This is a genomic window from Desulfosalsimonas sp. (assembly GCF_055149105.1).
Map to the genome: position 1 here is coordinate 50,626 of NZ_JBSRLA010000004.1, position 12,788 is coordinate 63,413.

9 protein-coding genes are annotated in these 12,788 nt (G+C 55.5%); 2 read left to right on the forward strand and 7 right to left on the reverse strand.

Annotation, left to right across the window (positions count from 1 at the left end; genetic code table 11):
• Positions 1-21: 21 nt before the first annotated feature.
• On the forward strand, positions 22-1,173 hold the full coding sequence (dprA, locus tag ACTCIA_RS01725; protein ID WP_463000081.1) for a DNA-processing protein DprA: 1,152 nt from the start codon (positions 22-24) through the stop codon (positions 1,171-1,173).
• A complete protein-coding gene (gene topA, locus ACTCIA_RS01730) occupies positions 1,170-3,443 on the forward strand; it encodes a type I DNA topoisomerase (RefSeq protein WP_463000082.1) in 2,274 nt (757 codons plus the stop codon). Before dprA ends, topA begins: the two co-directional genes overlap by 4 nt.
• Positions 3,444-3,538: 95 nt before the next feature.
• Here topA and ACTCIA_RS01735 read toward each other — a convergent pair whose 3' ends face one another.
• The 7 genes from ACTCIA_RS01735 to cooS all read right to left on the reverse strand — a co-directional run bounded on the left by ACTCIA_RS01735 (position 3,539) and on the right by cooS (position 12,572).
• Positions 3,539-4,693, reverse strand: coding sequence for a hypothetical protein (locus ACTCIA_RS01735; protein WP_463000083.1), 1,155 nt, complete (start codon positions 4,691-4,693; stop codon positions 3,539-3,541).
• Positions 4,690-6,999 (reverse strand): tetratricopeptide repeat protein, encoded by a 2,310-nt coding sequence (locus tag ACTCIA_RS01740; protein WP_463000084.1) that lies wholly within the window; start codon positions 6,997-6,999, stop codon positions 4,690-4,692. The genes ACTCIA_RS01735 and ACTCIA_RS01740 overlap by 4 nt, the downstream gene beginning before the upstream one ends.
• A 283-nt stretch (positions 7,000-7,282) precedes the next feature.
• Positions 7,283-8,128 (reverse strand): formate dehydrogenase accessory sulfurtransferase FdhD, encoded by an 846-nt coding sequence (gene fdhD, locus ACTCIA_RS01745; protein ID WP_463000085.1) that lies wholly within the window; start codon positions 8,126-8,128, stop codon positions 7,283-7,285.
• Between the two features lie 9 nt (positions 8,129-8,137).
• Positions 8,138-8,692: a type I restriction enzyme HsdR N-terminal domain-containing protein gene (locus ACTCIA_RS01750; RefSeq protein WP_463000086.1), complete on the reverse strand. Its 555-nt coding sequence runs from the start codon at positions 8,690-8,692 to the stop codon at positions 8,138-8,140.
• Positions 8,674-9,321, reverse strand: coding sequence for a methionine biosynthesis protein MetW (metW, locus tag ACTCIA_RS01755; RefSeq protein ID WP_463000112.1), 648 nt, complete (start codon positions 9,319-9,321; stop codon positions 8,674-8,676). The genes ACTCIA_RS01750 and metW overlap by 19 nt, the downstream gene beginning before the upstream one ends.
• Positions 9,290-10,474 (reverse strand): homoserine O-acetyltransferase MetX, encoded by a 1,185-nt coding sequence (gene metX, locus ACTCIA_RS01760; RefSeq protein WP_463000087.1) that lies wholly within the window; start codon positions 10,472-10,474, stop codon positions 9,290-9,292. Before metX ends, metW begins: the two co-directional genes overlap by 32 nt.
• A gap of 133 nt (positions 10,475-10,607) precedes the next feature.
• Positions 10,608-12,572: an anaerobic carbon-monoxide dehydrogenase catalytic subunit gene (cooS, locus tag ACTCIA_RS01765; protein ID WP_463000088.1), complete on the reverse strand. Its 1,965-nt coding sequence runs from the start codon at positions 12,570-12,572 to the stop codon at positions 10,608-10,610.
• Between the last annotated feature and the right edge of the window lie 216 nt (positions 12,573-12,788).

A 12,788-nucleotide genomic window follows, 5' to 3' on the forward strand; every position in this document is an offset into this window, starting at 1 on the left:
CCCGGGCAGCGTCGGAATAAGATGTCTGGATACGTATGGAAGGGGGGCAATCAGGATCGTGTTTGTGCATGGATCGCGCTGCGGCAGGCACCGGGCGTCGGGCCGCTGACCTGTAAGCGTCTGGTTGAACGCTTTGGATCCCCGGAAAATGTTTTTTGCGCAGATGAATCCAAGTTGCTGTCGGTAGAGGGAATGAGCGCAAAAATTGCCCGGGCGGTGCTGCAGGGCGGCAACTGGCAGCAGGCGCAGCAGGAGATTGTCCGCTGTCAAAAGCGGGGATACGAAATCATTGCGGTTGATCATCCCCGGTACCCCTGGCGTCTTTCCCGGATCAGTGATCCGCCGCCCTATTTATACGCATTCGGCCGCCCCCTGGATCCGGAACCCGCCATTGCCGTTGTGGGCACGCGCAATCCAACCCGCTACGGCTTTTCTATGGCCCGCCGGCTGAGCGCGGATCTGGCGGACATGGGACTGACCATTGTCAGCGGGATGGCCCGGGGCATTGATACGGCCGCCCATCAGGGCGCCCTGGGTGCCGGGGGAAGCACCGTTGCAGTGCTCGGAAGCGGCCTTTCTGTCATTTACCCGCCCGAAAACCGGAAACTCTATTTTGACATTTCCAAACAAGGCACTATTGTATCCGAACGGCCTGTGGATGATCCGCCAAACAGCTACAATTTCCCGGCCCGCAACCGGATTATTTCCGGGATGTGTCTGGGCACGGTGGTGGTGGAGGCGGCCAAAAAAAGCGGATCGCTGATCACCGCGCGACTGGCTGCAGAGCAGAACAGGGAAGTATTTGCTGTACCCGGAAATATCAATTCCTATAAGAGTTCCGGGGCCCATAACCTGCTCAAACAGGGAGCCAAACTCGTGGAACGGGCCCAGGACGTGATCGAAGAAATCGCACCGCTGCTGCTGTCGGCCAAAAGCAGTGAGAGTGCGGAACAATGCCATCCGGAGAACCAAAGCCAGGTCCCGGACTTGACAGCCGAGCAAGCCCGGGTATACCATGCGCTCGATCCGTATCCGGCCCATATAGATGAACTGGCCAGGGAGCTGTCCATGGATGCCGGCGCATTGCTCTCTGTTTTGTTAAACCTTGAATTAAAGGGCATGGTAACACAGATGCCCGGAAAATATTATTGTATCCGTGGAGTTGAAACGTGAGCAAACCGCTGGTGATTGTTGAATCCCCGACCAAGGTCAAAACCATAAAGAAATATCTTGGTGATCAGTATAACGTGGCCTCCACTGTGGGCCATATCAAGGACCTGCCTGCCAAGGAACTGGGCATTGACGTGGAGCAGGGCTTTAACCCCAAATACGTGACCATACCCGGCAAACAGAAGGTGATCAAGGCCCTGAAAACCGCGGCCGGAGATGCCACCGACATCTACCTGGCCCCTGACCCGGACCGGGAGGGTGAGGCCATTGCCTGGCACGCAGCCGAAGTGCTCAAGAAAAAGGGCAGGCAGTTTCACCGGGTATTGTTCCACGAGCTGACCCAAAACGCGGTAAAACAGGCGCTTTCCAGGCCCGAGGCCTTAAATGAGAACCGCTATAAGGCTCAGCAGACCCGCCGGATTCTGGATCGGCTGGTGGGATATCAGATTTCGCCGATTTTGTGGAAAAAGGTCAAATACGGCTTAAGCGCAGGCCGGGTCCAGTCCGTGGCCGTTCGCATGATATGCGAGCGGGAGCGTGCCATCCAGGCCTTTGAGCCCGAGGAATACTGGTCGATCACCGCCCGCCTGAAAGCCGGCAGTCCTCCGGAGTTTGAAGCCAAACTGGCCAAACACAAGGGCAAAAAGATTTCCATCCCGGATGAAACCACTGCCATGCAGATCCGGGATGCACTGGCAGATGCAGATTTCGTGGTGGACAAGATCACCAAAAAGACAGTCCGCCGCCGGCCGTATCCGCCGTTTACCACCAGCAAGCTCCAGCAGGAGGCCATCCGAAAGCTGCGCTTCTCGGCCAAAAAAGCCATGACAGTGGCCCAGCAGCTCTATGAGGGCGTGGACCTGGGCGGCGAGACAGTCGGCCTGATCACTTATATGAGAACTGACTCCACCCGGATTTCTGCGGAAGCCGCAGGCGAGGCAAGGGATCTGATTTTACAGCGCCACGGAAAGGACTATGCCCTGTCCAAGCCGCGTTTTTTTGCCAACAAGAACCGCACTCAGGATGCCCATGAGGCCATCCGGCCGACATCCGTGTTCAATACCCCGGAAAAGATTTCAAAGTTTTTGTCCAAAGATCAGCTGGCCCTGTACCAGTTGATCTGGCAGCGGTTTGTGGCCTCCCAGATGGCTGAAGCCTTGATTGACCAGAAAAGCATTGCCATTGCCGCAGCCGGCTATCAGCTCACCGCATCGGGCTCCACTGTGAAGTTTCCGGGATTTCTGGCCCTTTACCAGTCCGCAGACGACACCCTGGCCGCTGAAAGCAACAAGGAAAAAGGCCAGCTGCCCGAGATGACGGAAAAAGAAAACCTGGACCTGCAGAAGCTTGAGCCCAAACAGCATTTTACCGCCCCGCCGCCGAGGTTTTCCGAGGCCACTCTGGTCAAGGAGCTTGAGGAAAACGGCATCGGCCGGCCCAGTACTTATGCCGCCATTTTAAGCACCATCCGGGAAAAGGGATACGTGGAGCTGCTAAAGGGCTATTTTCATCCCACCGAGCTGGGTTTTATCATCACGGACCTGCTGGTGGAAAACTTTCCGGATATCCTGAACGTGGACTTCACTGCCAAGCTGGAAAACGACCTGGACAAGGTGGAATCCGACGAGCAGGAAGCCCGGGAGCTTTTGCGGCAGTTCTACGAGCTGTTTGAGCAGCGGCTGCTTTCGGCTGCGGAAAACATGCTCAGTGTTAAGGGTCTGGGGTTGCCCACGGGATTCAAGTGCCCGGAATGCGGTAAGGAAGCGCGTATCAAGGTGGGCAAAAACGGACCCTTTCTGGCCTGCGAGGGATATCCGGACTGTACCTGGTCGCGCAATTACACGCGCACGGAAAAAGGTGCCATCGAGCCGGTGGAGCCTGCGGAGATCGAAAGCGACGGCGAGGTATGTGAAAAGTGCAGCCGGCCCATGGTGGTCAAGCAGGGCCGGTACGGGGAATTTCTTGCCTGCAGCGGCTATCCGGAATGCAAGCATACCCGCTCCCTTCATTCCGGCGGCCCGGCAACATCGACCGGTGTGGCATGCCCGGAGGAAGGCTGTACCGGCGAGATCATGGAGCGCAAATCCCGTCGGGGCAAGATTTTTTACGGATGCAGCCGGTATCCGGACTGCACCTTTGCCCTGTGGGACAAGCCGGTGGATCGCCAGTGTCCGGAATGTGGTGCGCCCTATCTTGTGGAAAAAGAGACCAAAAAAGAGGGCCTGGTCATCAAGTGCGCGCAAAAGGGCTGCGGTTACAAGGAACAGGGATAGGGGAGCGTCACGGCGGGAGGAAACTTCGTTCAAAGTTCAAAGTTCAAGGTTCAAAGTTCAAGGTTCAAGGTTCAAAAAAATAAAATCAAAGCTTTTTACGACGCCATGCGGTCTACGTAGGCCAGGTCCCGGTTCTGGGTGTTTTTTGTGCCCACTGCCATGATGTGGATCTGGTTGGCGTCGGTCTTGCTGAAATAAAGCCGGCCGTTGTAGGAAAAAACCACTTCAAAAACCGTGGCCTTGCCCTTTTTGTTAAACACCTTGCGCTTGACCGTTACCATGGCGGCATCATCATTTAGCTGGTGGATGACCTCTTCAGCCTTCAGGGCCATGTCCTCTGTGAGTTCGGTCATTCCTCGCAAAGCCCGGTCATAGATTTCCACGTGCTTGTAAAGGGCCTTGAATCGTTTGCCCAGCCGCTCCGCCTCCTTTTCCTTCTGACGATCCACGTTTTCCCGGAGTTTTTCCAGTTCCTGGAGCTGCTGCTGGAGCCGCGAGATCTCATCCTGCTGCTGCTGCTGCTCTGAAAGGTTTTGGGAAAGCCGGTTTTCCAGATCCTCGATTTCCTCGAACATGTCTTCCTCGTTTTGCTCGGCTTCCCGGCGCTGGGAATCCAGGGCCTGTTTGAGTTCCGTGTATTCGCTCATCAGGTTTTGGCGTTCGGAATCGAGCTTGGTCACCTGCCGGGCGTACTCGTTTTCCAGGTTGTGCAGCCGCTCGAGCTCCTGGGTTTTCTCCCGGTCCTCCCGCTGGATTTTGGCCACGGCCATACGGTAATTGACATAGAGGCCCCCGCCGAACATCAGGATATAAGCCATGAGCAGGCCCCCGGAAAAAATCGAAAGCGGCTCAATGGTGGCTTCCACCTCCAGGGAAAGTCCCTTGTCCAGCATTTGGAAGTTCTGCTGGGCGATCTCCATGGGGTCTTCGCCTATGGAGCCGTCGATTTCATCCTGAAAAACCGGTGGATACAGGATTGTGCCCCGGTTTGTGGCAACTGTGACATCCAGTTTCACGCCCAGGTCCACCATGCGGCTGCTGTCGATGTAGGCCGAGACCGAATCATTGATGGCATCCGAGAGATGCACGGAGCCGGCCAGCACGGCATTCATCTCAGAGAGATAGACATTGCTGACAGCCTTTTCGTAACGGCCGGTAAAATAGTGCTCCAGTACGGATACCGTGGCCATGTATAAAACCGGCGGCAGCAGAATGCACAGGATAATGATTTTAAACGGCAGGTGTTTCATTGAATCCCGGTATTCGCGTTCTCGTTTTTCAGATTGGCCAGCAGTCTGCGGGCCTCATCGGCTTCCGCGAAATGCTGCTCAAGACGCAGGGCTTTTTCCAGGGTGGATTTGGCCCGGCTTTGGTCTCCTTTTTTATGATACGTCATGGCCAGGTGATACAGGATTGTGGGATTGTCGGGCAGTTTTTCCAGACTTGCTGAAAATTCCCGCACGGCTGCATCATAGAGGCCCATTTTAAAGTAAACCCAGCCGAGGGTGTCTGCCACCCTCGGATCATCTGGCATATTGGCCTTGGCCCGCCTGGCCAGGTCCATGGCATGGCTTAAATCCTGTTCCTTTTCAGCCAGCAGATAGGCCAGGTTATTTGCGGCCGGGGCAAACTCCGGGTTGATTTCCAGGGCGCGCCTGTATCCGGCCATGGCTTTTTCATCGTCCTGACGCATATAATGCAGGATCCCAAGCATCATTGGCAGCATGACCTGATCCGGATTTTTTCCGGCGGCCTCTTGGAAATTTTCAATTGCCCGGGGGGCTTCTCCGAGCTGGATGTAGAGTTCGGCAAGGGAGTAATAGGCCGGCAGATGGTTTTCGTCTGTGAGGATGGCCTGTTTAAACAGGGATTCGGCTTTTACCGGCCGGTTTTGCAAAAGCATAAGCCGTCCTTTTAAATACAGGACCGGGGCCAGGCCTTGGGGTTTTCCGGAAAATCTTTCAATGCGCTGATTGCAGCGCTCAACAGCAATGTCGATTCTGTCTTCGGCAATCAGCATTTCCACGAGATTGACAAAGGCCTGCAAATGTTTCGGGTCCCGGGCCACTGCGGCTTCAAATGCAGAAGCGGCGTTTTTGTAGTCCTTGTGGAGCCTGTAGATGAGCCCCAGGTTGTAATAGCCGGCCGGATTGGCCGGGGCAATGGTAATCATGCGTTTAAACAGGGCCTCTGCGGTTTTGTAGTCCTGCTTGCTGGCATGAATGTCACCGAGCATGGCCAGGGCCTGCAGATTCCGCGGTGATACGGCCAGGGCCTGCTTACAGGCTTCCATGGCCTGGGCCAGGTTGCGCTCCGAGTAGTAAATCCGGGCCATCATGAGCCGGGCGGCCGGGTATTCCGGGCTTTGGGGCCCGATCTTGGCAAGGCTTGTCTTGGCGGCGTTTACCTCGTCTGCCTGAAGATGGGCCACAGCCTGGAGATAGTTGATTTTATCCGGTTCAGGAAATTTTTCCCGCAGGTCGGCATACAGGGCCACAGCGGCATTGTACTGCCGTTCGGCCATCAAAACCCGGCCTTTTAACAGGTGGGCCGGCAGGTAATCCGGCTTTTTTTTCAGGGCCTGGTTGATGTGATGCATGGCTTTGTCCGGCTGGTTGCGGCTCAGGTAGAAATCCGAGAGGGCCAGCATCAGGCCGACGTTTTCCGGCTGCAAAGACAGGGCCCTCTGGTACAGGGCCAGAGCCCTTTCCTGGTGGTCCTGGCTGGCATAAAAAGAGGCAGTCAGCAGATAGGAGCGGATGTTGTTTGGATTGGCTTCAATGGCTTTTTGAAAGGTTTTTTCAGCATCCTCCCTCCTGGACTGACTGACAAACAAATTGGCCAGGAGCAGGTAGAGCTTGGGTTCTTCCGGGCGGATTTCCAAAGCTTGTTCAATGATTTCCCGAGCCTGTTCAAGGTTGTTTGACCGGGCGTGGATCTCATAGAGTCCGAGGCGCAGGGGAAGGGATTCGGGGTTCTGATCTATGCCGTTTTTCAGGATTTCAATCGCCTGCAGCGGGTCCTGGCGCTGGATGGAAATGCTTGCCAGGGAGGTGTAGGCCCGCTCCCTTGAAGGATCGATATCTATGATTTGTTTGTAGAGCCCCACGGCTTTGCCGAGCTGATGCTGCTGGGTATGGATTCTCGCCATTAGAAACAGGGCCGAGAGGTTGTCCTGGTCCCTTTCCAGAATTTTTCCCAGCAGAGCCTTTGCCCTGGCAAAATCTTTTTGCAGCAGGTAAAGGGTTGCCAGGCGCAGCTGAATATCATTGTTGTCCGGACTCAGCTCACCGGCCCTTTTGAATGTGGTAAAGGCCTTACCCACATTGCCGAGGCGAAGGTAGGTTTCGCCGAGACTGGAATAGGCCGATGCAAAATCCGGATCAATCTCGATTACCTTTTGAAAGGTGTCTCTGGCGCAGATATAATCCTGTTTTTCAAAGCATTTGCGGGCCTTGTCGAAATGCGCCTGTTTTCGCCTTTCTTCGGCCTCCTGGCAGGCGCACAAAAGGCCCAATGCGGCCAGGATGACAAAAAACAATCGCGTTTTTGACATTATTGTTGCATCCTTTGATGAATCAACAGTTTTCGGCGGTTTGGTCTTTTGTGTCCGGAGGGATTTTGCAGCAAGACCCCGGTGTTTCAGAGGTGTTGCATTTGCATGCATGTTTATGCCCTTTCTGCCTCAAACATACGTGGCATCGGCTGTCGGCGCACATCTGGCAGGAAAAGCAGTCCGGACAGGGATTTTTTTTGGGCGTATCCGGGTCCTGTTCCGGAACGTAGACTTTGCCTTTCAGGCCGGGGACGTTGACAAAGGGCATGACAAGAATCCTTGTTTATGATTTTTCAGCCGGAATATCCCGGCTCTCGGATTGCCCGATTCTGTGATCCCCGCAAAACACCATCAGCCGGCCGTCTTTTGCACAGGCCAGGGTCATGTTCACCGACCGGGCCAGGTCCACTGCCAGGGCCGTGGGACGGGATATGCCCACAAGCATTTCAAGGCCGGCTCGTCCCGCCTTTTGCACCAGTTCATAGCTGAGCCTGGAAGACATGATGGCCAGACATGCGTTTTTCATCTGGTTTAGCATAAACACTTTGCCAATGGCCTTGTCAAGGGCATTGTGTCTTCCCACATCTTCGGCAGCGGCCATGGGTTCCATGGAGTGGCTGAAAATGACGGCCGCATGGGAGCTGCGGCTTTTGCGATACAGGGGCTGATAGTCGGGCAGCTGTTCCACGCCGGCCATAATCCGGCTGATGGGAAAAACAGTGGCCGCCTTGACCGGGACAAGAACCCGGGCAATGTCTTCTATGACTTCCTTGCCGCAGATGCCGCAGCTGGTCTGGCTGACAAAGCCCTTGCGCTCCAGCAGGCCGGCCGCCTGAATGCGCCGCTCTTCTGTTAGCGTCAGGGTGGCCACGTTGGTCTGGTCCTCTGTGCAAAAGCTGATGGTGACAATGTCCTCCGGGTGATCCACAAGCCCCTCGGCCAGGCAGAATCCCGCCACATGGGCGTTTTCATCTCCGGGCGTGCGCATGACAACCGAGTAGGGGCTGCCGGCCACGCGTATGGACAGGGGCTCTTCAGTGATCAAAGCCTGGCTGCGGTCCTTGCGCCGGTCTTCTGCATATTCGGCATAGGTCGCCATGACATGGGTGGGTTGGGCAATTTCAGTCATTTTATTCACTTATATGTTTTGACAGGTATATTCGTCGCACTCCTTTTGGGTGAGCACTTCCATGGCAAAAAGGATCTGTTTTTCTTTATGCCGGCGCTGCGCCGAGAGCACCAATGGCTGTTGACTTTCCAGGATCCGGGCCGCATCGCTTCTGGAAACAATGGCTTTCAGGCCGGTGGCGGTCACCCGCCCCGTGGCCGTGTCAATGATCTCGGCATCCTCTGCGTTGGTCACCACTGCACGGGCAATGGCTTTGTCGTAAAAAATACGGGCTGCAGCCACGGCTGTCCGCCTGCGCGACACAATAGAGCCCGGCCGGTAGAAAATCAGCATCACGGGCCTGTCACCGGCATGCACGACAAAATCCACAAAGACCTGCCCGGTCTTTTTGTTGAGTTCCAGTTGCATCTGCTGCCGGGCCTGTATTTCGTTTTTGGCATAGCCTTTTTCTTCGACCAGAAACCGGGCAAGCTGCTGCCGCCGCCTTTCATCATGGGTATCAACAAGGCTTTGGCCCGTGAGAAAGTCCGTGGTTTTTCCCAAAATCAGGTGCTGGGTTCCCATAACCGGTCCTTTTTCCTGCTGATGAGAAAAATACCATAGGTGGCCCGCAGGTTGGGAAGGGCTGTCACAATCCGGCCGCTTTTGTCCTGTTTGTCCGTGTTAATGGCCACTTCCTTTTGAATCATAAATCCCATTTCCCTGGCAAATGCCCGGAAATCCATGATGGACAGAATGCGGATATTGGGAGTGTCATACCATTGATAGGGCAGTTGCGGGGTTACCGGGGCGTGGCCGGTAAAAAGCCCCTGCAGGCGCACATGCCAGTGACCGAAATTGGGAAAACTGACAATGGCCTGCTTGCCGATGCGCAGCATGGAACGGATCAGGGTCAGCGGATCATAGACCTGCTGCAGGGTCTGGCTTAAAATTACGTAATCAAATGATCCTGTCGGATAATCGTGCACTTCCTGGTTGATATCGCCCTGGATGACGCTCAGTCCCTTTTCAATGCACCTGACCACTTTTTCCTCCACCAGCTCAATGCCGGTTTCCCGGACCTGTTTGTGATTTTTCAGGTATGCCAGCAACTCGCCTTCGCCGCAGCCAAGGCCGATGACCCGGGAGCCGGGGGTGATCCAGGAAGCAATGACCTGCAGATCAAAGCGCAGCTTGTTTTCCGGTATCTTCATAGACACTGTCGATAAACCCTCTGACCAGATCGGTCAGTCGTTGATTGGGCAGCAGAAAGGCATCATGGCCCCATTCCGCCTCGATTTCACAAAAACTCACGTCCCGCCCGCTTTTTTTCATGGCCTGGACCATTTCCCTGGACTGGTAAGTGGGATAGAGCCAGTCAGAGGTAAAAGAGACAACCATGAATTTTGCCCGGCTTGCGGAAAAGACGGTTACCGGGGAATCCGCACCCCTAAAGCGGGTCAGGTCGAAATAATCAGCCGCTTTTGTGATATAGAGAAACGAGTTGGCGTCAAAGCGCTCCACGAACTTGGCCCCCTGGTGGCGCAAATAGCTTTCCACCTGGAAGTCCACGTCAAACTGGTATGAAAAATCCTCTTTGTCCTGCAGGCGCCGTCCGAATTTCCGCCGCATGGCCTCGTCTGACAGGTAAGTGATATGCCCGATCATCCGCGCCACGGAAAGTCCCACATCCGGCTGCTTTTTGCCGTAATAATCGCCCTGGTTCCAGTTGGGATCGGCTGCGATGGCCTGGCGGGCCACCTCGTTGAATGCAATGGCCAGGGCGGAGTGGCGCATGGTAGTGGCCAGGGCAATGGCCGCGCAGACGTTTTCCGGATACTGCACGCACCATTGCAGCACCTGCATGCCGCCCATGGACCCGCCAATGAGGCATAAAATCTTTTCAATGCCCAGGTGCTCCATCAGGGCCTTCTGGGCCCGGACCATGTCACCGATGGTGACAAAGGGAAAATCCATGCCGTAGGGCATGCCGGTTTGCGGGTTGACAGAACAGGGCCCTGTTGAACCCATGCATCCGCCCAGCACGTTGGAGCAGACCACAAAATAATGATCCGTGTCAATTCCCTTGCCAGGGCCGATCATGTTTTCCCACCAGCCCGGCTTGTCATCGTCTGTTGAATAATAGCCCGCCGCATGGCTGTCTCCGGTCAGGGCGTGGAGGACCAGCACCACGTTGCTGCGGTCCGGATTCAGGGTGCCGTAGGTCTCATAGGCCAGTGTGACGGGCCCGAGCCTTGCGCCGCTGTCAAGGGGCATTTCGTCCGGCGGCTGGGCAAAGGTGAAAAATTGTTTTTCCACAATGCCCACGGACCGGCCGGATTGGTCATGGGTGATGTATTCACTCATTTCAGAGGGTCTGCTTGTTTTATGATACATCAAGGGGGGACCTCATCAATGAGCGATCCCCCCTTGGTTTTTCATTTGCTTATTTGATACTACAGAATCCCTGCGGATTCAAACAAAACATGCGGTTTGTGGTTTATGCCAGTTCCCGGCGCTCAGCCATGTCCACGAGTTTGCGCTCCCGGGTTTTGTGAATGCCCAGGGCCTTTCTCTTGGAGTCGATATGGGCGATCATTTTCTTTGCCATTTCATAGGGATCCGGTGTAAATCCCCATTTGCCAAGGCCCTGTTTTTCCAGACCATTGAAGAGCAGGTCGTGGAACCGGGTGTTTTGGGTGACCGGGAATGTGACCCCGAATACCGTGTACACCCCTGAAGCCACAAAGTACTGGCCAATGCAGATGGCTTTTTCACTCATCCACTCCGGGGCTGCTCCGGCCACGGGCAGTTCGGCAATGCTTTCGCCCAGGCCGCCCACTTTTACCATCTCGCTTGCCGCGATCAGGATCCGGCTGTTGTCCACACAGGAACCCATGCCCAGCACCGGGGGCATGCCCACAGCCTCGCAGACTTCGCTTAAGCCCGGGCCGGCCAGGTATGCCGCCTCAGGCGAGCACAGGCCTTCCTTGGCCAGGGCGATCTGGGAACACCCGGTCTGGAGCACCAGCACGTCGTTTCGGATCAGTTCCTTGACCAGTTCCACATGCACCCAGTCCTGCTTGACCCGGGGGTTGGTGCAGCCCACAACTCCGGCCACACCGCGGATACGGCCATTGATGATGTTGTCGTTCAGCGGTGTATAGGAGCCCCGGAAGGTTCCGCCGAGCATATAGTTGATGTATTCGTAGGAAAATCCGTGAATACCGGTGTTGCGGATATTGGGAATCTGCACCGGGTATTTGCGGGATTTGAACCGGGAAATGGCCTTGATGACCACTTCATCGGTGCACGAGGACGGATCGTGTTCGTGAAATTCGATGTGTTCGGTGTTTTCAATGTGGCACCTGGGGTTGGTGGTAAACAGATAGGTGCCGTAGCAGTCAGCCACCTTGGACAGGCCCTGCTGGATGCACTGCACGTCCACTGCCATGGCGTCCACGGCACCGGTGACCATGATCGCCTCTGTGGAGGTGAAGTTGCCGGCGTGGGGAATTCCGTGGCGCGACAGCATTTCCGCACCAGAGCAGCACATGCCCACCAGGTTGATGCCTTCGGCGCCGGCATCCTTTGCCGCCTGAATCAGGGCCTGGGAGTTGACAGAGCTCATCATGGACTCAAACAGGTTGGGTTCATGTCCGTGGACGATGATATTGACCTGATTTTCCTTGAGAACGCCCATGTTGACTTCCGCGGCCACCGGTACAGGGGTGCCGAACAGGATATCAGAGATTTCCGTGGCCACCATGGAGCCGCCCCAGCCGTCGGACAGAGCCGTTCGGCTGCCCTGTTTCATAATGTTTTCATAATGCTGGTCCACGCCCATGTGGGTGCGGTGCATCATTTCCATGATTTCGCGCATGGCGCCCCGGGGCACGATGCCCAGCTTTCGCCAGGTTTCCAGGGTTTTGGGCGGAACCCGTTTGGCAAAGGGGATTTCGCCTTCCACCTGGGTATAGGTTCTTTCCAGTTCCTCATAAAGTGCGTGGGCCACTTCCTCGGTGGTTTTCTCCCCGGTTTCAATGCCGATGGACGCGGCGACTTCATTGAGCTTGATGGGGTCCTTGATGGTGTAGTCCGTGATTTTGCCGTTGACCACTTCCCGGAACAGATCCAGCATGGCCATGCCGTGGTCGGTGTGGGCGGAACCGCCTGCTGCGATCATTCGGCCGAAATTTCTAGCCTGGATGGTGTCAATGGTGGCCCCGCAAACTCCCACTTTTGCATAAGGGTCCTTGGCATTCAACCGGCAGGGGCCCATGCCGCAGTGCTTGCAGCATGCCGAATCCGCGCCGATGGGGCAGGCCTTCATGGTCGCAGACCGGTCAAAACAAAGCTCCACTCCGTCTTTTCGGGCCTTTTCAATCATTTGGCCGGTTGAGTCGCAAATGGTGATGTCTTTGATGTCAGGAAGGGTTTTTTCCTTGGTTTTTTTCGTATCCATACAACCTCCGTTTAAATGGATTTGGGCTTTTCAATAAGCCTGCTGTCGCCGGTTCGTCCGGCGGTTTCAGCGTGTATGCCTCAAATGATAATGCTTGTGAAACATATTTCAAGAAATATGCCATGAAAATTCGACATCCCCCGGACAATGCGGATTTCCGGCAGGGGCGCCAGGCCCCGCAGCCCCTGCCAAAGGCAGCGCTAAAGGCATGATTCA

Bases quoted from the DNA above. Each gene is read 5' to 3' on its own strand.
- dprA (WP_463000081.1), top strand. From the start codon at position 22: ATGTCTGGATACGTATGGAAGGGGGGCAATCAGGATCGTGTTTGTGCA.
- fdhD (WP_463000085.1), bottom strand. From the start codon at position 8,128: ATGACTGAAATTGCCCAACCCACCCATGTCATGGCGACCTATGCCGAA.
- metX (WP_463000087.1), bottom strand. From the start codon at position 10,474: ATGAGTGAATACATCACCCATGACCAATCCGGCCGGTCCGTGGGCATT.
- metW (WP_463000112.1), bottom strand. From the start codon at position 9,321: ATGAAGATACCGGAAAACAAGCTGCGCTTTGATCTGCAGGTCATTGCT.
- cooS (WP_463000088.1), bottom strand. From the start codon at position 12,572: ATGGATACGAAAAAAACCAAGGAAAAAACCCTTCCTGACATCAAAGAC.
- ACTCIA_RS01735 (WP_463000083.1), bottom strand. From the start codon at position 4,693: ATGAAACACCTGCCGTTTAAAATCATTATCCTGTGCATTCTGCTGCCG.
- ACTCIA_RS01750 (WP_463000086.1), bottom strand. From the start codon at position 8,692: ATGGGAACCCAGCACCTGATTTTGGGAAAAACCACGGACTTTCTCACG.
- ACTCIA_RS01740 (WP_463000084.1), bottom strand. From the start codon at position 6,999: ATGTCAAAAACGCGATTGTTTTTTGTCATCCTGGCCGCATTGGGCCTT.